This window comes from Bacillus cereus group sp. N12 (assembly GCF_016483575.1).
Lineage (GTDB): Bacteria > Bacillota > Bacilli > Bacillales > Bacillaceae_G > Bacillus_A > Bacillus_A toyonensis.
In genome coordinates, this window is sequence record NZ_JAEHBO010000008.1 from 98,982 (window position 1) to 121,426 (window position 22,445).

The window sequence follows — 22,445 nt, forward strand, 5'->3', positions numbered from 1 at the left end:
AATTCCCTACTTAAAGTTATTTATCCCAATCGGTCCCCCTTTTTCACTTTTTGTTGAGGCTCTATAAGTACAACACCTTGTTCTGCATAACCCCCTATCACTACATCTTTCATCATCCTAAAACTTCCTCACATATCGCTCAGTAGAACTAAGCAGCTGACATCCATTCTTCCCAAAAACATCCTTCATCCACTCATTTTGTACATTTGTCTCGCCAATATAATAAGATGCACCTATTTCCTTTAAGACAAACATTGCACCTGTAAAGAATGCTGCTTCGTACCCTTTATTTCGCATATTTGGAGCCATTACGAAATACATAAGTTTCCCTTCTTCTAACGTACCTTTCTCAATATGCGGGATTACAATTCCTATTGGCTCTTCGCTTGCAACTGCTGTTAAACAATGTTCTTTCCATTGCTCACCAATTTCTTGTTCCATCATATGTACAAATTGATTATAGTCGACTTGTTCTTCCGTCATTTCGTTCCAAAAAGAATAAAAAGTATCCTCTCCTACTTCTTCAATCAGCTTAAAATCAATTTCACTTTCTACATCTTCTACTTCATATATATCCTTAAATACAATCATGTTTTCAGTAACATATTCAAATGAATACGTTTCAAAACATTTCTTATACACATCATAATTTGGACTTTTTGAAGAGATCTCAAAATGTAATTTTTCTATCCCCTCTTTTTCAGCCTCAGCAACGCAATATTGCATGATCTCTTTTAATTGCTCTTCTGTAAAAGCCTCTGCATTATTTTCTTTTATCATGATAGAAGAAGCACTTCTTCTTATTTTAAAATGTTTTTCTAACTGTTCTATTGTCGTCATATTCTTCCCTCATCTATGTCATACTCGAATTTCTAATGGTTCTCCTTGCATGAGCAGGATTGTCCTTGAATATATAGAATACTAGAAAAGATCGCATCTTTAAAGTGCGGAGGAGGTTCTCCATTGGATATTACAGCATTGCAACAACAGTTAGAGCTTATACAACAAAATGACTATACGCAACTGCATCATATAAATGTAAATGAGTTAACTTTGAACATGCTTCAGTACATCGGAACGACTGATAGTTACGTTCGTTACCAACTTATATATAAATGTTTTGCGCATTTCATTCATCATGAATTCCTTATGGACGATCAGCTGAAATTACTGTTGCAAACATGTTTAAGTGATGAGTATTTATATTGTGACATTTACTCCCCACATACAGATGGGGTTTTCACACGTTCTTACACTGTTTCTTTAATTGCGTTAATACTTCAATTCGCTAACTCTCACTACTTTTTTACAGAAGAGGATATTGAAGAGATAAAAAATAAACTCATTACATATACAAACTTAGAAATGGATTTTCGAGGATATATCGAAAATAAAGGATGGGCTCATTGTATCGCCCACGTATCTGATGCTTTCACTGAAATTGTTCATAATTCACATACGACTTTTGAGTGGTATGAAGAGCTCATTCATTGTTTATTAAATAAAATCTTCATTCCATCTGATATTTTTCATAATAACGAAGATGAGCGTATTGTTACGCCATTAATATCCATGCTGTATCATGACTTCCAGCAAGATGAGTTAATTTCAATTATTTATAAAAAAATAAAAAGGCTTCCTCAAATTAGAAAACGCCTTTCGCTTAATGAGTATTGTATTTTATGTGCCAACATTAAAACCTTTTTACGTACATTATTTTTTAGAACAAAAGATGATCATAACTTAGCCTATACAGCACGTAAAACAGAAAAAATGTTAAAAGAACTCCCAAACTATTATTAAATACAAGGAGAAAAATTATGGGTTATATTGAAGACGTAAGAAATCTAGTAGGAAATCATCCACTTATATTAATAGGCTCACACGCCATTATATTAAATGAGAAAAATGAAGTATTACTACAGCTCCGAACAGACTTTAACCGCTGGGGTATTATTGGTGGTGCCTTAGAATATAATGAGACGTTAGAAGATGCTTTAAAACGAGAAGTATTTGAAGAAACTGGGCTTATCATTAAAAATCCAGAACTGTTCCGTACATACTCAGGACCAGATTTTTTTCAAATCTATCCAAACGGCGATCAAGTACACGGTGTACTCGTTGTTTATATTTGCCGAGAATTCCACGGTGAACTTGTATGTGATCAAGCTGAGTCAAAAGAATTACGCTTTTTTCCGCTTGATAGGTTGCCTATTACTCTTCATCCAGTCATTGAGCGGATTATTAAAGAGTTTCAGCACTCTAATTAAAAAACATTACAAAATAAGTACCTTATATTTTATATAAAAATATAACAACCTCATTTCTCGTCATTACAACGTGAAATGAGGTTGTTATCGTTCACCGTAAATCCCTATTTCCCCAAAAAATAATTAGATGATTTAACGTTCTTTTTCTACAGCTTTATATCCCTTTACAAATAAAATAGTTATATAAGAAATAATGAATGAAAAAACAGTATACATGCCCACCCAAAAGAAAAATGATGGATCGTACAATGTAACATTGAACATAAGAAAAATAAAAAATGTTACCATTGGCATCACGTAAAATGTACCTATTTTATATGTCACAGCTATTGAAAACATACAAATAAGCAATGGATATATACAGAAAATAAAAATTGACTCACTCAATGTTATGTCCCCCTTTCTGAAGAAATAATAGCTTTCTCTTAAACATTTTGGGGAACAACAAAGTTTTATATTTTTTATTCGTTATTAGTAAATAAAATGTTAGATTGTTATCTCGATCTGATTTCCTTCAGGATCACTTACTACACTTTCATAATAACCATCTCCTGTAGTGCGTGGGCCATTTAACAGAGTATATCCTGCTTCTCTTAACCTATCCGTTAATTGGTCCACTTTTTCTTTGCTACCTACAGAAAATGCCATATGCGCATATCCTACTGTTTGTTTTTTTATTACATCGTCTATCCCTACCTGTCTCATAAGTTCTAGACGCGCACCACCTTCAAAAGTTATAAAGTGAGATTCAAACTTTTTTTTCGGATTGTGATACAATACATTCGCTTCACCATTGAAGTACTGTTTATAGAAATCACGCATGCCTTCTAAATCATTCACCCAAATTGCTACATGTTCAATTCTCATAATCGACACCTTTTCTTTTTATGGTATTCAACCAACAATTTGATATTTAATTTTCTTTGCTTGTTCTTGTAATCATAAGATCAAGTCCAAGGCTTTTTAATCCATATAAATAATCTTCTTTCCAATCGCTTACTGTTATTTTCGGAATATGTTCCGCTGGAATGTACTGTGGACAACTTTTTACAATTTGATCTATTACAAATTGATTCACTTCATCATCACAGAAAATAAACGCATGTGGATTAATAATAGCTATACATGTAGAAATTAATCGAGTAATAGCATCTATATTATATTCCTCTGGATTATTCGAATCTCTCACTTCATCTCCACTTCTCAAAGCTTGTAAGAAATTTTTATTATCATACTGCGGAACGAAAGATATCTCTCCCGAGAAAAATGTACTTCCTCGGACTACATCCCCATTTATCATAATACCCGCACCTGGACCATTTTGACCTGAATACAAATATACAAGAGAGGAATTGTCATGGTTTCCAGTGTTTTTATAATAACCAAGCACTGCGGCATTCATATCGTTCTCTATTACTACAGGTATAGAGAACAGATTCTCCAAATGACTTTTTAAATTAAAATTTTGGAACTTTTCATAACCAGGTATATAAAAAATACGACCATTATCTACCGAACCGGGCACACCAATTGATATAGAGCTTATTTTCGGGAATGTAGCGATAAGACTTTCAATATGTTTAGATAATAGGTTTACGCCAGTATCAATTAATACACTTGAAGTACTTCCTTTTTCTTTTACTTCCCCTAAACAGTTAAAAATCGTATAGTTTGTCTCATTTTTTTCTAAAAATATCGCTAAACCTAACATATATTCCGGATTATAAGCATATCGTTTCGCTCTTCTTCCACCACTTGAATCATCTAAACCGACTAAAGTGACTTCACCGTCTTGTTTCATATTTTCTATAAATTTACTTATCGTTGGAAAACTGATTTCTAATGTATTACTAAGTTCAACTTTCGTTGCACTACCTCGCTCTAGAAGAGCTGTACGAATGCCGCGAAGGATCGTCTCTTTAATCGATTTTTGAGTAACAAATTGTTCACTCAAATCGCTCACCACCTTAATCAACATACTTATTAAACACTTTTAATAAGTTGCGTTGACAATATATCACACATCATTTTCTAAAGCAATAGAGATGATATATTTCCACTGCATGCACTCCTTGTTTAGCTCGATTTATTCTCTCTCGTAACAGACGATACAATTCCAGATAAGAGAACAAATAATAAAACAGCTAGCAAGGCATTACGTATTCCGAATGATTCCCCTAGTATACCTAAAAATGGCGGTCCGACTAAAAAAGCTGTATAACCGATGATAGAAACTGCAGCAACATTAGAAGTCGCATTTTCACGATCATCTCCAGCAGCAGAAAGACCAATTGGGAAACCTAACGCCGCACCAATCCCCCACAGCACTACACCAACTGCTAGAAAATACGAGTTACTCCCAAATATTACGATTAAAATTCCTATAATCGCCACCATAATAGTAGCACGTACGACAGCGACACGACCGAATCGATCAAGGAAATAACTACTACACATACGAGCTAACGTCATTGCCAATACAAAAATTGTGTACATAATAGAACCTGTCACTACACTTTGCTGATGTCCATCTACCATCACGATAGGCAGCCAATCATTTGCACTTCCTTCTGCAAATGCCATTCCAAACACAAAAAGACCAATTAAAAGCACCTTCTTTTCCATACGTAAGGAAGTACGCTTCGCTCGCTTTTTGTTCTGCGATTTCTCTTTCTTTCCTGTTCCGTGCGGAAGATAACGATACACCATACATACAAGTAATAAAAACACGGCCGAAATCGTAAGAAACTGATACAGGATTGGGATGTGAAGCGAGGCGGCGACAGTGCCACTGAGCGCGCCTACTAAAGTTCCTACGCTAAAAAAACCGTGGAATTTCGGTAGAAGTGTCATTCCTAATTTCTGCTCTATTGAAGAGCCTTCTACATTCAATGAGACTTCTGCCAACCCATATCCTACTCCAAATACTAGCAAGCTACCAAAAGTCCCTATGCTAGAAACAAAATAAATATTAATACCTAAACAAAGTAATCCAACAATTATTAAAAACATACTGCCTATAATAACGTCTCTAGCTCCCTTACAGTCAATAAAATGACTTGCACTCAGTAAACCAATTATTGAACCGACAGATAAACCGAACAAAATCCAGCCCATTTCTGCATTTGAAACTGCTAAAATATCTCGCGCCGCCGCTGTTCTAGAAATCCATGTAGCAAACGCGACACCTGGCAAAGCAAATAAGAGAAAAAGAGCGTTTCGATAGGCAAGTAATGTCTTTGTATGATTGCCCGCACTATTTTTCTTCATATGAAACACCTTTCACATTGTCTATACGATACGACACCAGTTTATTCAAGCATCCGTGAAAAACGATTTCTATAAGTCTATCATTTTCATAACTTTGGCTGGGTTACCACCAACAACTACATTACTAGGTACATCTTTTGTCACAACTGCTCCTGAAGCAATTACAGCATTGTCTCCAATTGAAATACCAGGGTTAATTATAGCTCCCCCGCCAACCCAAACATTGTTACCAATCTTTACAGGTTTCCCATATTCTTTGCCAGAATTCCGTTCTACTGGATGCAACGGATGCGTAGCAGTGTAAATGTGAACACCAGGTGCAAACATACAATTATCACCGATTCGAACTTCACAAACATCTAAAATCACACAATTAAAATTTGCGAAAAAGCTCTTTCCAACATGGATATTGTAACCGTAATCACAACGAAAATCAGGATTAATGTGGGTTTTCCCATCAGCTGAAGAACCTAAAAGCTGATTTAATAACGTAAAACGTTGTTCATCTCCTGTCTCCATTGCCTCGTTATAAAGGCGTGTTAAACGTTTTGCCTCCACCCTATCAGCCACTAATTCTTCGTCATCCGCAATATACATTTCTCCCGCCAACATCTTTTCTTTTTCCGTTTTCATAGAATCATCTCCTTTGTAATCAAATGAGTCCTACTTATTAAACCTCTTTAATAAGTGACTTTAATCACACTTATTAAACACCTTTAATAAGTACCCCTATATTAACATACTTTTTAAAATGTGCAATTAATAAATTTAGAAAGACGATGCGAATTCCTAATTTTGCATGTAGATATAACGAATAAATAATTAAAATTCATATAGAAAAAACAAGGGAACGCTCAGCGTTCCCTCTCAAATCCAATCCGTTTTTTAATTTCCACCAAATTCACCTTCGCAATAGCCCCTGCCCTCTCAGCACCTTTTTCTAACGCTTCATATAGTAAATGCGGTTCATTCATATACGTTGCGTATTTTTCCCGAGGTCCTGCTAACTCACGATCTACAACGCGAAATAACTCTTTTTTTACATCACCCCATCCGATTCCAGTTTCATATTTTTCACGCATTGACTGAATTTCATCTTTTGTCGCAAATTCTTTATAGATTGTAAATAACGTTTCTAGTTCTTTCGGTTCATTTGGAAGTGAAGAATCTGTTTTTATTTTTAAAATAAGCTTTCGTAGTTTTTCTCGCTCTGCAAATAACGGGATAACATTCCCATAACTTTTACTCATTTTTCTTCCATCAAGACCAGGTAAAATTGCCCCTTCTTCTTGCACTACATACTCTGGAAGCGTAAATGTCATGCCAAATGTATGATTAAAATACGTCGCAATATCACGAGCAATTTCAATATGCTGAATTTGATCTTTACCAACAGGTACATGAGTAGCTTGAAATAATAATATATCAGCCGCCATTAAAATCGGGTACGTATATAACCCCATATTCACACCTGCATCAATTTCTAATCCCGCTTCTTTATTTTGCTCTACCTTCGCTTTATATGCATGGGCACGATTCATAAGCCCTTTCGGAGTTAGACAAGCTAATATCCAAGCTAATTCCAAAATCTCTGGCACTTCTGTTTGTCGATAGAAAATAACATCTTCTCCAAGTCCGAGTGATAACCATGTAGCTGCTACCTCTTTTGTATAACTACTGAACTTCTCTGGATCATGCACTGCATTTAACGCATGATAATCAGCTATAAAGTACAATGCTTTTCCTTCATTATTTTTTGACATTTGCAATGCAGGTTTAATTGCACCAATATAATTTCCTAAATGCGGATAACCTGTTGGTTTAATTCCTGTTAACATTATTTTTTCGCTCATACTAACTCCTCCTTTCTCAAAATAAAAAACAAAAAGAGTCTCTCATCCTTAAAAAGGACGAGAGACTCCCGCGGTACCACCTTTATTAGCTATCATTAGCTCACTTCATACTTCGATAACGTGAAGTAACCGTCTTTACCTACTCATTTCAGTTAGAAGCTCCAGAGCCCATTCCATATTCATCCCTTACTGATTCCCACCACATATCAGCTCTCTGAAAAGTTTTGAACATGTACTCTTCTCTTTCATTGCTTTTTCGTTTTTTACATTTTATCACATTCCCTTTCCAATTAAACCCTAATTTTCTGTTTTATATAGCAGGAATTTCCACCTTAATTGTCTAATAATATATAGGTTTGCAGAAGTAATCGAAACAACTTTGGAGGTTTTTTCATGGTAAAATATATATCCATTTTAGGTTCAACAGGATCCATTGGCACATCTGCATTAGATGTCGTTTCCGCTCATCCTGAACATTTTAAAATCGTCGGTTTAACCGCAAATTATAATATCGATCTTCTCGAAAAACAAATTGAATCGTTTCAGCCTCGTATTGTAAGCGTAGCGACAAAAGAATTAGCGGACACATTACGTTCTCGTATTTCAACAAATACAAAAATTACATATGGAACTGATGGTTTAAATGAAGTATCTACCCATCCTGATACAAATCTTGTATTAAGTTCAGTTGTCGGTGTTTCAGGTTTACTCCCAACAATTGAAGCATTAAAGGCGAAGAAAGATATCGCCATCGCTAACAAAGAAACTTTAGTTGCCGCTGGTCATATCGTAACTGGACTAGCGAAACAAAACGGATGCCGCCTAATTCCAGTCGATAGTGAGCATTCAGCTATTTTCCAATGTTTAAACGGAGAAAATAATAAAGAGATTGAGAAGTTAATTGTCACAGCTTCTGGCGGCGCTTTTCGTGATAAAACACGTGAAGAAATGAAAACATTACAAGCGAAGGATGCTTTAAAACACCCAAACTGGTTAATGGGAGCAAAACTAACGATAGATTCTGCCACGTTAATGAATAAAGGGTTTGAAGTGATGGAAGCTAAATGGCTGTTCGATATTCCTTATGAAAAAATTGATGTTATGATTCATAAAGAAAGTATCATTCACTCTTTAGTGGAATTTATTGATGGATCAGTCATGGCACAACTCGGTGCTCCTGATATGAGAATGCCGATTCAATATGCGTTTCACTACCCTACTCGACTACCTTCATCCTATGAAAAATTAAATTTATTAGAAATTGGTAGTTTGCATTTTGAAAAACCAAATTTAGAGAAGTTCCCCTGTCTACAATACGCATTTGAATGTGGCAAAATTGGCGGTACAACTCCAGCCGTATTAAATGCAGCGAACGAAATTGCAAATGCACTATTTCTTAAAAATGAAATTGCATTTTTCGATATCGAAAAAACAATTTACAATACAGTTGAAGCTCATCATAACGTAAAAGATCCTTCACTCGATGCTATATTAGAAGCTGATCAATGGGCACGCCAATACGCAAATCAATTATTAATAAAAAAGAGCTAAAACAGTTTTCTCTGTTTTAGCTCTTTTTTTACGTATTCAATTTTACAAATCTATAACCATGTGTAACTAACACTTTTAATATCGCATATCCTGGAATTGCTAAAACTATCCCCATAATACCGAATAAGTTACCGGCAGTTAAAATGATAAAGATTATTGTAATTGGATGGATATCTAGCTTTTTCCCCATTACTTGCGGAGAGATAAACTTACCTTCTGCTAATTGCACAACCATCATAACGATAATTACCTTTAAAACCATTCCTGGCGAGTCAATAAATGCGATAATTAACGCTGGAGTTATTGCAATAACTGGACCTACGTACGGAACGATATTTACAATCATCGCTAAAATAGCAAGTAATACCGCATATTTAATACCAATAATAAGATAGCCAATTAATAGCATGATACCGATAAACAAGCTAACGATAATTTGCCCTCTTATATACGAACTAATCGCATAATGCATATCATCTAGTATTCTCATTGCTGCCGGTTGTCTTTGCTCTGAAATAAACTTCAAAAAGTGATTCGGTAATTGTTCACCATCTTTTAATAGATAGAACAATATAAACGGAACCATGACAAAGGTTAAAACAACTTCTGTAAGTGTACTTAAAAATCCAGTTACATTTCCAGTCACTGATGATAATGACTTTGTAAAATCAACTGTATAGTCTTTTACTATATTCGCTACATCAATATTTAAATTCTCCTGAATTTTACCAAGTAAATTACTTTCCCCAAATCTACGTGCTGCTCGTTCGATTTCATGACCAAAATACGGTAAGTTATCTATTAATGCATCAATTTGATCTTTAATAATAGGGATAACCGTTACAACTAAAAACACAAATAATCCTAGTACTATTAAATATATCGAGGCTATCGATACGATTCTTGAAACACCTTTCTTTTCTAAAAGTGAAACGAATGGGTGCAAGATATAAAATAGCACTCCGGCTAATAATACCGGGAAGAATATTGTTTTTAAAAAGACAATAAACGGAGTAAAAACGAAAGAAATTTTTGTTAGCAATAATATGTTAATGAACAATAATGCAAATCCAAGTAACACTGCTAAATAATTTTGTTCCCTAAAAAACTTTTTTAACTTGTCTCTTTTTCTTATATTTACTTTTTCCAATTAAACCACCTCTTTGAATGATGAAAAGCCCTTACTCAGGGCTTTTCATCATTATCTATATCTTTATTTCCTTGCAGCTTTCACTACAAATGATACAATAAGAATTAATACGATTGCTCCTAATAATGCTGGCACGACATGAATTCCACCAAATGATGGCCCAAAAGATCCAAATAATCTACCACCTAACGAAGCACCTAATAAACCTGCGATAATATTTCCGAACATACCGCCTGGGAAATTTTTACCTGTTATAGAACTAGCAATTGCACCTATAATAGCACCAACTATTAATGTGATAATCCATCCCATCTTTAGTCCTCCATTTCTATTATAGTCTGTATGCTCAAATACAAGAGTAGCAAAACTCTTATATAAGATTACAAATTCATTTACACTAACCATATTCTACTATAGAAACAAACGAAAGAGTAATATATGTAAGGAGATACATATATTATATGCAAAAAAGAAAATCATTGTCAAACTTACCCAAAAATCAATTATATTAATATACCATATTCAAAGGAGGCTTCACTATCTATGATTCTTAAGTTAAATGCCACTTCTTTTGAAGTTGCATCATCCATTTTACAAGTTCAAATTCCATCTTATAAAGTTGAAGCAGATTATTTAAACAGTACTGCAATCCCCCGTTTATATGATACTGTAAACGATATTCAAAATTGCGGTGAAACATTCTATGGATATTTTTCTGAAAATAAACTTATCGGCTTTATTTCTTTTATGCAAGAAGAACAGCTAATTGATATTCACCGACTAGTTGTATCGCCTGATTTTTTTCAAAAAGGAATTGCAACGAAACTCTTAAGTTATATATTTAACATGTTCCCTTCTTCCATGGCATATATTGTACAAACAGGTAAAGCGAATACCCCTGCTATTGCATTATATAAAAAACACGGCTTCACTGAAGTAACCGATATAACAATTACCGATCGTATGATTCTTACACAACTAAAGAGACAGAAAACATAAAATAGTTTGACTCGTTAGTTTATTTATGTTATCTTTTACTTTATAATACCTTTTGCTGAGTCCAAATTTTGGAGCGGGGGAACCATTTTTGTAGCAATGCTACTTGGGGCGAATCTTTTTTAAGTAGGGATACTCTCACTTCCCGAGTCCGACAGCTAACCTCGTAAGCGTAATGGGAGAGGAAGGTGCTTTTTGCCTATGTTACACAGTATACCTCCTTAACTATAAAATCTGGAATCGATATCATTTTAGAGACCTATATTTATAGAAAAGGAGAGATGTATTATGTTACGTTTATCTGATCACGCAATAAAAATGATGGAGCAAAGACTTCGACTCGAACAACACCGCACATATCAAGCAAATAAAGTTGTAGATAACTTACATCACAAATACTTTTTCCAACATATTTTTCAACCAAAAAGATAAGTACTGACCTTTAACAAAATACAGCGCACACTAAAAAAAGTGTGCGCTGTATTTTACATTTTCTTGCCTTCACAATAAAGTAGTTGGCACCATTCTAGCTTTATATAAAGAATAATATTTCGTAGACGGTTCAGCTAGTTCTCCATCAAACGAGCTCGATGGTTCAGGCTCTTCTACTCTCTCAATTTTAAATCCCACTCTATTTAACTCATTTATGTATGTACTTATTTTTCTCTTATATAATGTCGCTTGTACATTTTCTCCTTTAAATGTTTCAAACGTAATAGGCGTTTCCTCATGATAAGAAGACTTTATAGCAACTTCTTCTGTACCATACTGTAAGTTTGAATATACTGGGTGCTCCCAACTAAAAATAAAACTTCCTCCTGGCTTTACATATGAATAAATCAGTTCCAACGTTTTTCTTAAATCCGAAGTCCAACCTAATGCATAAATGGAATATACAATATCAAAATATCCTTTCGGAATATTTCCTTCCTCTTCCATTGCTCCGCATATTAACTTTGGATTCCAATCCTTTAACGCCTTATTCGCTATTTCAATTTGTGCACTCGAAAGATCAAGCCCCCATAATTCCTCTGCCCCTTGTTCCGCCATATATTACAACGAATGCCCACTTCCACATCCAATATTAAGTACCTTTTTATCTTTAAATGAATCGAACACATGAATCTCATCTTCAGACGCCGTATACGGTCCGTATTTCGGTAAACAATCCACTTGAAAAAAATAAGGTGCAACTGTATCCCAACACTTTTTATTAATAGCTAGCATTTGTGTGCCTTTCATATTCTACATTCCCCCATCCATTTTGCTTTCTCTAATATTAATTACATATCATAACCAGATCGCCCTTTTCTCTTCGCCCGGTAGTTTTTCACTTTTGCAATCGTACCGCATGCTCTTCCTCCTTCTTCTCCAGCATACATACCACACCATCTTTTACTTCCATTTCGCGAATGATCATAAAATACCCAACGACAATCTGGACAGGCCTTTAACTTTCCCCACAACTTTTCTTGAATCGCCGTTAACACAATACTCAATACTTTTGTATACACATTTTCTTCTTGCACCGGTTCATATGTAACACTTTTCATATCTTCCTTTACATGTACATGAAATGGGTATTTCTCTAACCACTTTTGCAATGATTCTCCGCCTTCAATTGCCACCCGAATATCTTCTCGAAAACTTTTTAATTCCTCTATCGTATGAAATGGAACCTCTTCATGAAAATGTTCTTTCATAAAGAGCATTATATCCTCTTCTGTTTGTAGCAAATCAATTGCTTCTCTCGTATCGTTTGGTATTCTCCATGTATTTAAAAATTCTCGAATATATTCTAATTCATGTGGTGCGTTCTGATTCAATTCCATTCACCTTCTTCTTAAAATTTACTTTTTTCTGACTTTATGTATAATTATAATATAAAATAGTTAACCATTAAATAATTTTAATGGTTACAATATTAGGAGGAGTTCTATGAAAAGTTTCTCAATACCGATACGTTTCATGCTTATTTCTTCATTCTTTATGTCTTTTGGGTATTTTGCAGTATACGCATTTTTAGCTATTTATCTATTAACCTTTCTTCATTTTTCTGCTGTCCAAGTAGGAACAGTATTGACGGTTATGACAATCACATCACGAGTTATCCCATTATTCTCAGGGTTAATTGCTGACAAAATAGGCTATATCATCATGATGATAGCCGGATTATTTTTAAGAGGAATCGGATTTATCGCTTTAGGAATATGTTCTGATTTCTATACAATTTCTATTTCCTCTGCACTTATTGGCTTCGGAACCGCATTTTACGAACCTGCTGCTCGCGCCATATTCGGCTCACAACCAGCTCATATGAGAAAAAATTTATTTACATATTTAAACCTGAGTTTTAATTGCGGTGCAATAATTGGACCAATTGCAGGAGGATTCTTACTCTTACTCGATCCCATCTATGCTTTCTTTCTAACAGGATCACTTATGCTGTTATTCGCTTTTATCTTTTACTTACTTAAAAATCACTTCCAAGTCACTACTGAAAACACATCTATTACATTAGGAATACAGGCTATCTTACAAAACAAGCCTTTTCTTCTGTTTTCATTTATCATGATTTTCTTCTATATTATGTTTACTCAGCTTACTGTCGCACTTCCACTTCATATGAAAAACATTAGTAATAGCAACCAGCTTGCTACACTCGTTATTACGATAAATGCAATAACAGGCGTTATATTTATGGTGTTATTTCGAAAACTATTTCACAAATACAACACGCTGTCGATTATTAAATACGGTATTTTATTAATGGGCATTTCCTTTTTACTCATCCCTTTATTCCAGCACCCATATTGGTTATTTATTTGTGTAATTTTATTTACAATTGGTGAAACACTCGTATTACCTAACGCTGATATTGCTATTGCAAATTACAGTAACGAATCATATACAGCTACTTACTTCGGATTCTATCAACTATCACTCGCATTTGGTTTTATCATCGGTAATTATACCGGTACATCTTTTACATCCAACTTAAACGGAATGTATACACCATGGCTTATTTTCGGCGGAATAGGACTTATTGGTTTTATTTCACTACATATTTTAAATATAAAAAAAGGATTACCTAAGGAGGATATATACCTATGTAATGATACGAAACATCTTTAACAAATTTCAGTCGAGATGGTACCTTTAGACAAGCGACCTATAATAAAAAAATTCGACCGTCATGTTTGACAGTCGAATCTTTTTATTCTTCATATTCAAGATGATTATGTCTTTTACAACCAAATAAATAGCAACCCCCTATATGATAAGTTTCAAATTCTAACCCTGGAACATATCCAGATTTGATACGTTCTATCATTTTTTTATAACAATTATTCTCTTCTGTATATTCCTCAATTAACTCTTTCTTATCTTTTTCTGTCCAGTTTTCTTCTACTTCTTCAGTCTGAACATCTTCTATTTCTGCTGTTTTCGCTTCGATAGATTCCCGTATCACTTCATTTATACGCGTGAAATTATTAGCTTTATATAGAGCATAAACAAATCTACCAATCCAATTGGGGCTTTTCCAAACTTCCTTGTATCCCCTTTCGAACCATTCAATTGCTTCTTTATAGCAATTCAACTCGACATATAAATCTGCTACATGAATTTCTCCTATAAGATCATCAGATTCCCTGTTAAAAGTATCTAACTTCTCTTTCGCTTCTGTCGTTCTCCCTAAATCAATTAAACATTTTACATAGCTATACATGATATAGTCCGAATCCCCTGCAACTCGCAAGAAAAATTCCGAAGCTTTTTCCAGCTCTCCAAGGTTATAATGAGCTACAGCTACATTGTGATATGCTTCATTGGATGGTTGAATGGAAATAGACTTTTGTAATACTTCTTTCGCTTCTTCCCACTTTTTTTGTTTTATGTAAATTTCCCCTAAGATGTTATAAGGAAAGTATGAGGAAGGATTCAACTTAACAACTTCTTTTATTAATTCAAGAGCTCTAGCATCATCCTCTTCCTCATAAAAGTACATCCAAGCAAGATTATTGAGAGATTGCACACCTCTAGATTCATGTACCGCTCGTTGAAATAGTTCCATTGCTTTCTCATATTCATTTTGTTCAAACATTTCAATTGCCTTCTCGTTAATGTTCAAGTAACTACCTCCGAAGTGAATCAATTCATCTATTCCATATTATTATTTTAAAATGTAACAATTTTAATTTCCATAAAAAATAAGTTCACTTCGTATTAAGTTCTTTCTCCTGTCTACATTTCATCATATATTTGGATATCCAATTCGTAATGATTTTAACAACACCGCTTTCGAAAGAAAATATATATCTACTGTAAAAATACTGATTTACAACAATAAGTAAACTTTTCAATCTCTCTTAAACTGGATATACACCCTGTTACATTTTACATATTATGGTACAATTAAAATGAGTACTAGCTAAACATTTACGCTCCACACTAGCAGTCTAGCAATGCCAAAATCAAAAATCACTTGAAATTGGGGGATGTTATGAAAAAGAAATTAATTGTTCTTCTATTCATCGGAATCATATTATCAGGATGTTCAACTATAGCAGAAAATTCTTTAGAAACCGGAAACGGAAGTATGGAATTATTAACACCAACGATTACAACAAAAGATAATGAATTAGAAATTAAGACGGAAGGTATTGATGAAAATAAAGTAACTTTTATTTATGTCGCTAATAAAAAAGTATTGGAACAAAAAATAAAGAATAGTGAATCCTACAAACTTGATATTACAGGTATCAATGATGCTCATAGGACAGACTACAAGCCAAAAGTTCAACTTTTGCAGACTAAGGATGATAATAAAGATGGAGAGATGATAACTTTTAAGCAAGTTAGATATACAGTTAAAAACAATTAATTTTAGAGTTATTTCATTATAAATGTAACGTACGAAAATATACTTTTAACAGAGGGTAAATGTAAGGGGTGCTAACATGAAAAAACGATGGATTTCTTGGTGGATTGGTAACATATTTTGGATTATCCTTTTTGGAGTGTGGGCAGCTATTATTTGGCTACGAGATGTCGATGGTGCTGGTGTTACTCAAACATCCGAAATTAAATCAATATCACTTATTGTTTTATTAATCGCGTTTATCATACCGATATTTATTCAAGTTATATGGCTAATCATTAATTTGAGGGTTAGTAGAAAAAACAATTATACGATTTAGTTTTTTAAATTAACAGATACATACTTTTTATAAAAAAGAGAGGAATCTAATTCGATTCCTCTCTTTTACATATGTGATTATGCCATGCTTTTAAAGCCGCACTATTCCCTTTTTACGATGCATGATCGTCTTTCTTCTTCTTCAACAACGCTCTCTTCTTCATCGCCTTCGTTAAATATCCGCCTTTAAACGAACGGATTTCATAAGAAGACATAAACGCTTTCGGTGCAATTTCATTAATAATTTCTAAAAGTTCTTTCTCTCTAGAGCGCTTTGCAACGATATCTAAGCGATAACGTATAGAATTAATTCCTTCACCTTCAAATACTGTAACGCCAAATCCACAGTGACGTAATTCATCTACTAATTCATTACAACGGTCTAGTAAACTAACTTGATACGTAATATATCCAATTGCTAATTTATTCTCTATATAACCGCCTAATAATAGTCCCGCACTAAAGCCGATGACATAGGCAACGATGTTCATCCAATTTGATAAATCTTGAAACACAATCCCTAAACTGACAATGTAAATAGCTCCTTCTAACAATCCTACACCAGCAGCGGATCTTGTTTGATTCTTTACAAGCAAAATCGTTCGGATTGTTAATACTGGAACATATATAATTTGAAGCACAAAAATAAGTAACGCTTGTAACATTGGTATCCACCTCTTTCAAAAAGTCTTTTGTCATAATAACATACATAACCTTTAGAAATCGATGGGTTTTTTAAAAATTTTTTATTATTTTTTATACTATTGAAAAGTGCAAAAAAGAAGCGTATCATATTTGTCGTTAATTTGATTACTTGTATAATATCGCTAAACTAAAAAAGGAACCCAATTAGGTCCCTTTCATCATAGCTCTATGTTTTTCGAAGCATGTTCCCTTTGCTTCTCTTCTTCTTTCACTAACTGAATATTTGCATAAGCTAAATTTGCAATCATTAAAAAGTGACCACCTAAAATACCTGTACCGAATGCCCACATTTCCATTTCATGCTCAATTTCATACATGATAATAGCTCCTAAAATAGCAGCTGCAAATCGGTTTAAAACTCCTAATCCAGGAGCCTTTTCCTTCATTACGATACTTTTTCCGAGCTTCTCCACTCTGCGAGCTAATAACCAAAGACAATAGGCACTTACTGCTAATCCAATACCAAACCCTGTCACTTGTTTTCCAAACGGAGTAATCGTCCACATAAGTAGTAAACCACTAAAGATCACATACAATTGTAATCGATATACACGTAAGGCTTCTTGAATCAAAATATCCGCTCCTAAGTTCTCATTTTTTGTACTTTAGAAGAAAAGCAGCAACTTACACAGTTGCTGCTTTCTCTTCTTCTTGTTCTTGTTCCATCTTACGAATTTCAACACGTTTAATTTGGTAAGCGTCTTTTTCTAACACTTTAAATTCATAACCTTCTGCCTCAACGTGTTGTCCTTCTTCGATTTCATGATTTTGCATCATAATCCATCCACCGATTGTATCCACATCATCTTCTTCGATGTGTAATCCAAATAAATCTTTCACTTCTGAGATAAGCACTTTTCCATCAACAATTTTATGGTGCTCATTCACATGTTGGATTGGTGGCGCTTCATCTTCATCATATTCGTCACGAATTTCGCCGACGATTTCCTCCAAGATGTCTTCAAGCGTTACAATTCCAGCTGTCCCTCCGTACTCATCATATAAAACAGCCATCGGAATTCGCTTCTTCTGCATTTGGAGTAATAAATCGTGAATTGGAGTCGTTTCCATCACTTCAATAATCGGACGCATATACGAGCGAATTGATGATAAATCTTTTTGATCTTCGGTCATATATCGAATAAAGAAATCTTTTACGTTAACCATACCGATAATATCATCTTTATCTTCTCCAAAAATCGGATAACGTGTGTATCGCTCATTTTGGATTACTTTCATGTGTTCTTCTACTGAATCTTCCAGGTAGAAACCAATGATTTCTGTTCGCGGTACCATAATCTCTTTTGCAATGCGATTATCAAATTCAAATATATTATTTACATACTTGTATTCAGCTTGATTAATTTCGCCACTTTCATAGCTATCTGAAAGAATAAGACGCAATTCTTCTTCTGTATGAGCTACTTCATGTTCAGAAGCTGGTTTCAAACCGAATAAACCAGTTATAATACGAGCTGAACCGTTCAATACCCAAATAAATGGATACATTACTTTATAGAACATCATTAATGGACCTGCCAATAATAACGTTACCCTTTCAGCCTTTTGAATTGCCATCGTTTTCGGAGCTAATTCCCCTACTACAACGTGTAAATACGTCATAATCATAAAAGCAAGACCAAATGTTAATACTGATGAAATAGAAGGATTTAAGTTCCATTTCTCAAATAACGGGTGTAATAACTTTTCGATTGTCGGTTCACCTAACCAACCTAATCCCATAGCTGTAACTGTAATACCTAATTGACAAGCAGATAAATATTCATCTAAATTTGTTGTTACTTTTTTCGCTGCTAAAGCACCGCGTTTTCCTTCCGCAACAAGCTGATCAATACGACTTGAACGTATCTTTACAATCGCAAACTCTGCTGCTACGAAAAATCCAGTAAATGCGATTAAAATCGCAACCATGACTAAATTAAATATTTCCAATGAATCCCCTTAGTTAAAAAACTAAGGTGTCCACCTCCTGTATACTATAATGTTTTCTTATTTGTTCGTTAGAAAACATAGCCCGATACAAAAATTAAAGAGGTCGGATTTCACTTATTCTATAATAATAGAGCAAGTGTCTGTATTAAAGCTGTCGTTTGACATGATAAAGATTTCGATATTTTTTCACGTTGTGAATCAGTCAATCCATCTAAAAGCGGCTTTAACTCTGTTAACTCTGCTTCTAATCGATGAATATGGTCTGTCACTTCATTCACTTGTTTCGAAACGTGTTCATTGATACCGAGCAGCTTCTTGTTCTCCTCGATTTTCTCTTTAATCTCACAAAGCGGCATATGCATTTCTTTGCACTTCTCAATAAATTGTAATGTCTCAAATGCTGTTTCGTCGTAATAGCGATAATTAGATTGAGATCGCTCCGCTTTCAAGATACCTAGATTCGTATAATAATCAATCGTTCGTTTCGACACGTGAGCCATGAGAGCCAACTGTCCGATTCGATACACCTTCCCAACGATCTTCCCCCCTTGTTTATATTACTACCATCATACAACACATAAACTGTACAGTCAAACGTGACGGTTTGTTGTTCACAATTTATACAAACTTACAAGATCAACCTACTATTACACCCGTAATTTACGGCTATACAATAAAATTACTAAACTATTACCTAATCACTATATAGCCCACACCTTTTAACCTTTCTTATTTAAAAGCATATCCTACTAATAACGATTGCCTGTATAGGAGGAGATTGACATAAAAAGGACTATCATTTCTCATTTTTATAACGAAGAGTATTTACTCCCATGGTGGCTTATGCATCACACAAAAATATTCGATCACGGTATTTTAATTAATAGAGGTTCTACTGATCGTTCCGTAGAGATTTGTAAACTACTCGCACCCCACTGGGAAGTGCGAGACTCCAGATTTCTTGAGTTTGATCCAACTAATACTGATATTGAAGTGATGGAAATTGAAAGAGAAGTTTCAGGTTGGAAAATCGTTTTAAATACTACAGAGTTCTTTTGTTGTAATAATAAAGAAGAGTTTTTCTCATCTCTTCATACACTAGGACAAAATATGTATGCGATTAGAATGATTTTAATGATAGATAGTCATATTTACAATTATTCAAAGCCAAGATATTCTATCCCATTAGTAGAACAACGATACCACGGTGTCTTCCCTTATAACCCAAAACTCGGGTGTGCTTGGAGATTTATTCATAATCATCTAGATGGTGCATATTTACCTGGTAGACATTATTCACGGCACGGGAATATAGTTTATGACTACCCTTCATTTATTTTAAAATTTTATTTTAGCCCTTGGAATGAACAGTCCAAGGCAAGAAAATTACAAATTACACCTACCCTTTCAAAAATGGGTATTCAAATGGGACTTCAAACACATTACGGTCAATCTCCTGAAGAATTGGAAACCCGTTTTTTAGAACTTAGTAACGTAACACAAGACCTCCGTAATAATCCTGAATATCAAGAATTATTTCCAAAGTTCAAACCTTAATGTTTTCTGCCTTGCCATCACCTCACACAATTTCATCCGTTTAATCAAAAACAATCTCATTTGCATAAAATATGAATACTGTATATATAATAAATTTTTATTTTAGGAGGAAAAAATGAAAGCTGTTATTCTTGCTGGTGGGTACGGTACAAGAATTGGGGAAGAAACACATTTAAAACCAAAACCTATGATTGAAATTGGAACGAAACCTATTCTATGGCACATTATGAGTTTGTATAGTCATTACGGGATTACTGAGTTTATTATTTGCTTAGGCTATAAAGGATATGCAATTAAAGAGTTCTTTCTAAATTACAACTTACACATGTCCGATTTCACAATACATTTAAGCGATAACACAATTACTAGCCACTCTCATCGTGTAGAACCATGGAAAGTTACATTAATCGATACTGGTCTTAATACCGAAACGGGTGGACGAGTGAAAAAGATTCAAAACTATGTCGGAGACGAACCTTTCTGCCTCACTTATGGCGATGGATTAAGTAACGTAAATATAAAAGAACTTATTGCATTTCATAAAAAACATGGAAAAATGGCAACTGTTACCGCCGTACAACCTCCTGGTAGATTCGGTTCTCTCATATTAGATAAACAGTCTGTCACATCTTTTCAAGAGAAGCCACTCGGGGATGGCGGATGGGTTAACGGTGGATTTTTCGTTTTAAATCCTGAAGTTTTCAATTACATTAGTGGCGATAAGTCTGTTTTTGAAACAGACACTTTAGTTCAGTTAGTAAACAAAAATGAACTATCAGCATATCAACATACTGGTTTTTGGCATCCGATGGATACATTGCGCGATAAAAATAAATTAGTCGAGCTATGGGAAAGTAATAACGCTCCGTGGAAGGTTTGGTAATATGGCTTCATCATCTTTTTGGAATAAGAAAAAAGTATTTATTACAGGGCATACTGGTTTTAAAGGCTCCTGGCTCACCCTTTTTTTAACTTCTTTAGGTGCAGAAGTAGTTGGCTTTTCTTCTCATCCCCCATCCATTCCTAACCTTTTTGAACAAGGTAACGTAGCAAAAGAATGTATAACAATTCATGGCGATATTACTGATTACGATTCTTTATTCCACGCCCTAAAACAACATAATCCAGACATACTATTTCATTTAGCAGCCCAGCCAATCGTCACCACTTCATATAAAAATCCTATCGAAACATTTAAAACGAATGTTTTAGGCACTGTTCACGTATTAGAAGCGGCAAAACATATAGAAAGTATACGTGGCATCATTAATGTTACAAGTGATAAATGTTATGAAAATGACGGGAGCGGTAACCGGGCATTCGTGGAAAGCGACCGGCTAGGAGGTTTCGATCCTTATAGTGCTAGCAAAGCTTGCGCTGAAATAGTGGCAACATCCTTTCAAAAATCATTCTTCCGCACTAATACTCAGAAACTTGCCTCAGTAAGAGCAGGTAACGTCATCGGCGGTGGTGATTGGGCAGAAGACCGATTATTCCCAGATGTCATTCGTGCATATTTACAAGATGGTACATTAACTATTAGAAACAAAAACGCTATTCGCCCGTGGCAACACGTATTAGATCCTTTACATGGCTATATCCTTTTAGCTGAAAAACTTTGGACAGACGCTGAATATGCGGAAGCGTGGAATTTCGGTCCAATGAATGAACCTAACAGAACAGTTCATGATGTCATTCAAACTATAATAAAATTATGGAATAAAACACTAACAATCCTCTCTCCTCCTACAAACACGCCTTATGAATCACCTATTTTAACACTCGACAGTACAAAAGCTATAAATAAACTCGGTTGGACACCTAAGTTATCAACAGACCATTCTATCGCTTGGACAGTTGATTGGTACAAAAAATATGCATCTGGTGAAAATATAGAATCTTTCACGCGACAACAAATCGATACATTCAAAAATTTATAA

25 protein-coding genes, 1 pseudogene, 1 riboswitch and 1 other annotated feature are annotated in these 22,445 nt (G+C 34.5%); of the genes and pseudogenes, 10 read left to right on the plus strand and 16 right to left on the minus strand.

The window, feature by feature from the left end; all coding sequences use genetic code 11:
* Positions 1-117 precede the first annotated feature (117 nt).
* Complete coding sequence (locus JDS92_RS06780) at positions 118-840, minus strand: N-acetyltransferase (protein ID WP_098912581.1); 723 nt, start codon at positions 838-840, stop codon at positions 118-120.
* Positions 841-963: 123 nt separating this feature from the next.
* On the opposite strand from JDS92_RS06780, the gene JDS92_RS06785 reads away from it, so the two are divergent.
* On the plus strand, positions 964-1,803 hold the full coding sequence (locus JDS92_RS06785; RefSeq protein WP_000355436.1) for a DUF2785 domain-containing protein: 840 nt from the start codon (positions 964-966) through the stop codon (positions 1,801-1,803).
* A gap of 17 nt (positions 1,804-1,820) precedes the next feature.
* The gene (locus tag JDS92_RS06790; protein WP_000540495.1) at positions 1,821-2,270 is read left to right on the plus strand and encodes an NUDIX hydrolase; all 450 of its coding nucleotides are present in this window, start codon (positions 1,821-1,823) and stop codon (positions 2,268-2,270) included.
* Positions 2,271-2,402: 132 nt separating this feature from the next.
* Here JDS92_RS06790 and JDS92_RS06795 read toward each other — a convergent pair whose 3' ends face one another.
* From JDS92_RS06795 to JDS92_RS06820, 6 genes are all read right to left on the minus strand, one after another.
* A complete protein-coding gene (locus tag JDS92_RS06795) occupies positions 2,403-2,657 on the minus strand; it encodes a YbeF family protein (protein WP_098912577.1) in 255 nt (84 codons plus the stop codon).
* Between the two features lie 99 nt (positions 2,658-2,756).
* Entirely contained in the window at positions 2,757-3,137 is a 381-nt protein-coding gene (locus JDS92_RS06800) for a VOC family protein (protein ID WP_097959663.1), read from the minus strand.
* A 46-nt stretch (positions 3,138-3,183) separates the two neighbouring features.
* Complete coding sequence (locus tag JDS92_RS06805; protein WP_016108816.1) at positions 3,184-4,224, minus strand: ROK family transcriptional regulator; 1,041 nt, start codon at positions 4,222-4,224, stop codon at positions 3,184-3,186.
* Between the two features lie 122 nt (positions 4,225-4,346).
* Positions 4,347-5,540, minus strand: a complete 1,194-nt coding sequence (locus tag JDS92_RS06810) for an MFS transporter (RefSeq protein ID WP_199631715.1) — start codon at positions 5,538-5,540, stop codon at positions 4,347-4,349.
* A 69-nt stretch (positions 5,541-5,609) separates the two neighbouring features.
* A complete protein-coding gene (locus JDS92_RS06815; RefSeq protein ID WP_000845607.1) occupies positions 5,610-6,173 on the minus strand; it encodes a maltose O-acetyltransferase in 564 nt (187 codons plus the stop codon).
* A gap of 221 nt (positions 6,174-6,394) precedes the next feature.
* Positions 6,395-7,393 carry a tryptophan--tRNA ligase gene (locus tag JDS92_RS06820; protein WP_098225520.1) on the minus strand — a complete coding sequence of 333 codons (999 nt, stop codon included), beginning with the start codon at positions 7,391-7,393 and terminating at the stop codon, positions 6,395-6,397.
* Between the two features lie 50 nt (positions 7,394-7,443).
* Positions 7,444-7,651, minus strand: a binding site (T-box leader).
* Positions 7,652-7,786: 135 nt separating this feature from the next.
* Here JDS92_RS06820 and JDS92_RS06825 point away from each other — a divergent pair.
* Positions 7,787-8,944, plus strand: coding sequence for a 1-deoxy-D-xylulose-5-phosphate reductoisomerase (locus JDS92_RS06825; RefSeq protein ID WP_000241780.1), 1,158 nt, complete (start codon positions 7,787-7,789; stop codon positions 8,942-8,944).
* Positions 8,945-8,972: 28 nt separating this feature from the next.
* On the opposite strand, the gene JDS92_RS06830 is transcribed toward JDS92_RS06825, so the two are convergent.
* A complete protein-coding gene (locus tag JDS92_RS06830; protein ID WP_000416922.1) occupies positions 8,973-10,094 on the minus strand; it encodes an AI-2E family transporter in 1,122 nt (373 codons plus the stop codon).
* A gap of 63 nt (positions 10,095-10,157) precedes the next feature.
* Complete coding sequence (locus tag JDS92_RS06835; protein WP_000539733.1) at positions 10,158-10,406, minus strand: GlsB/YeaQ/YmgE family stress response membrane protein; 249 nt, start codon at positions 10,404-10,406, stop codon at positions 10,158-10,160.
* A 231-nt stretch (positions 10,407-10,637) separates the two neighbouring features.
* Here JDS92_RS06835 and JDS92_RS06840 point away from each other — a divergent pair, with 231 nt between their 5' ends.
* Positions 10,638-11,093, plus strand: a complete 456-nt coding sequence (locus tag JDS92_RS06840; protein ID WP_199631716.1) for a GNAT family N-acetyltransferase — start codon at positions 10,638-10,640, stop codon at positions 11,091-11,093.
* A 43-nt stretch (positions 11,094-11,136) separates the two neighbouring features.
* Positions 11,137-11,279, plus strand: a riboswitch (cyclic di-AMP (ydaO/yuaA leader).
* A 253-nt stretch (positions 11,280-11,532) separates the two neighbouring features.
* On the opposite strand, the pseudogene JDS92_RS06845 reads toward JDS92_RS06840, so the two are convergent.
* Together JDS92_RS06845 and JDS92_RS06850 are read right to left on the minus strand one after the other, a co-directional pair.
* Positions 11,533-12,332: pseudogene (locus JDS92_RS06845) on the minus strand (class I SAM-dependent methyltransferase).
* Positions 12,333-12,373: 41 nt separating this feature from the next.
* Complete coding sequence (locus tag JDS92_RS06850) at positions 12,374-12,916, minus strand: CGNR zinc finger domain-containing protein (RefSeq protein WP_141554762.1); 543 nt, start codon at positions 12,914-12,916, stop codon at positions 12,374-12,376.
* A 112-nt stretch (positions 12,917-13,028) separates the two neighbouring features.
* Here JDS92_RS06850 and JDS92_RS06855 point away from each other — a divergent pair, with 112 nt between their 5' ends.
* Positions 13,029-14,225, plus strand: coding sequence for an MDR family MFS transporter (locus JDS92_RS06855; RefSeq protein WP_000834835.1), 1,197 nt, complete (start codon positions 13,029-13,031; stop codon positions 14,223-14,225).
* Positions 14,226-14,307: 82 nt separating this feature from the next.
* Here the strand turns inward: JDS92_RS06855 and JDS92_RS06860 are convergent, their stop codons facing one another.
* Positions 14,308-15,222, minus strand: coding sequence for a tetratricopeptide repeat protein (locus tag JDS92_RS06860; RefSeq protein ID WP_098912567.1), 915 nt, complete (start codon positions 15,220-15,222; stop codon positions 14,308-14,310).
* A 372-nt stretch (positions 15,223-15,594) separates the two neighbouring features.
* On the opposite strand from JDS92_RS06860, the gene JDS92_RS06865 reads away from it, so the two are divergent.
* Positions 15,595-15,975, plus strand: a complete 381-nt coding sequence (locus JDS92_RS06865) for a hypothetical protein (protein WP_142345945.1) — start codon at positions 15,595-15,597, stop codon at positions 15,973-15,975.
* A 76-nt stretch (positions 15,976-16,051) separates the two neighbouring features.
* Complete coding sequence (locus JDS92_RS06870) at positions 16,052-16,291, plus strand: DUF3923 family protein (protein WP_000747675.1); 240 nt, start codon at positions 16,052-16,054, stop codon at positions 16,289-16,291.
* Positions 16,292-16,403: 112 nt separating this feature from the next.
* Here the strand turns inward: JDS92_RS06870 and JDS92_RS06875 are convergent, their stop codons facing one another.
* The 4 genes from JDS92_RS06875 to JDS92_RS06890 form a co-directional block, all read right to left on the minus strand.
* Complete coding sequence (locus tag JDS92_RS06875) at positions 16,404-16,955, minus strand: DUF2179 domain-containing protein (protein WP_000938448.1); 552 nt, start codon at positions 16,953-16,955, stop codon at positions 16,404-16,406.
* A 198-nt stretch (positions 16,956-17,153) separates the two neighbouring features.
* On the minus strand, positions 17,154-17,567 hold the full coding sequence (locus JDS92_RS06880; RefSeq protein ID WP_023522542.1) for an ATP synthase subunit I: 414 nt from the start codon (positions 17,565-17,567) through the stop codon (positions 17,154-17,156).
* Positions 17,568-17,619: 52 nt separating this feature from the next.
* Positions 17,620-18,948 (minus strand): hemolysin family protein, encoded by a 1,329-nt coding sequence (locus tag JDS92_RS06885; RefSeq protein ID WP_087970353.1) that lies wholly within the window; start codon positions 18,946-18,948, stop codon positions 17,620-17,622.
* Positions 18,949-19,067: 119 nt separating this feature from the next.
* On the minus strand, positions 19,068-19,448 hold the full coding sequence (locus JDS92_RS06890; protein WP_002039109.1) for a MerR family transcriptional regulator: 381 nt from the start codon (positions 19,446-19,448) through the stop codon (positions 19,068-19,070).
* A gap of 343 nt (positions 19,449-19,791) precedes the next feature.
* Here JDS92_RS06890 and JDS92_RS06895 point away from each other — a divergent pair, with 343 nt between their 5' ends.
* The 3 genes from JDS92_RS06895 (at position 19,792) to rfbG (ending at position 22,445) form a co-directional block, all read left to right on the plus strand.
* Positions 19,792-20,505: a hypothetical protein gene (locus JDS92_RS06895; protein ID WP_000546526.1), complete on the plus strand. Its 714-nt coding sequence runs from the start codon at positions 19,792-19,794 to the stop codon at positions 20,503-20,505.
* A gap of 115 nt (positions 20,506-20,620) precedes the next feature.
* Positions 20,621-21,388, plus strand: a complete 768-nt coding sequence (gene rfbF, locus JDS92_RS06900) for a glucose-1-phosphate cytidylyltransferase (RefSeq protein ID WP_098912564.1) — start codon at positions 20,621-20,623, stop codon at positions 21,386-21,388.
* A gap of 1 nt (position 21,389) precedes the next feature.
* The gene (gene rfbG, locus JDS92_RS06905; RefSeq protein ID WP_098912563.1) at positions 21,390-22,445 is read left to right on the plus strand and encodes a CDP-glucose 4,6-dehydratase; all 1,056 of its coding nucleotides are present in this window, start codon (positions 21,390-21,392) and stop codon (positions 22,443-22,445) included.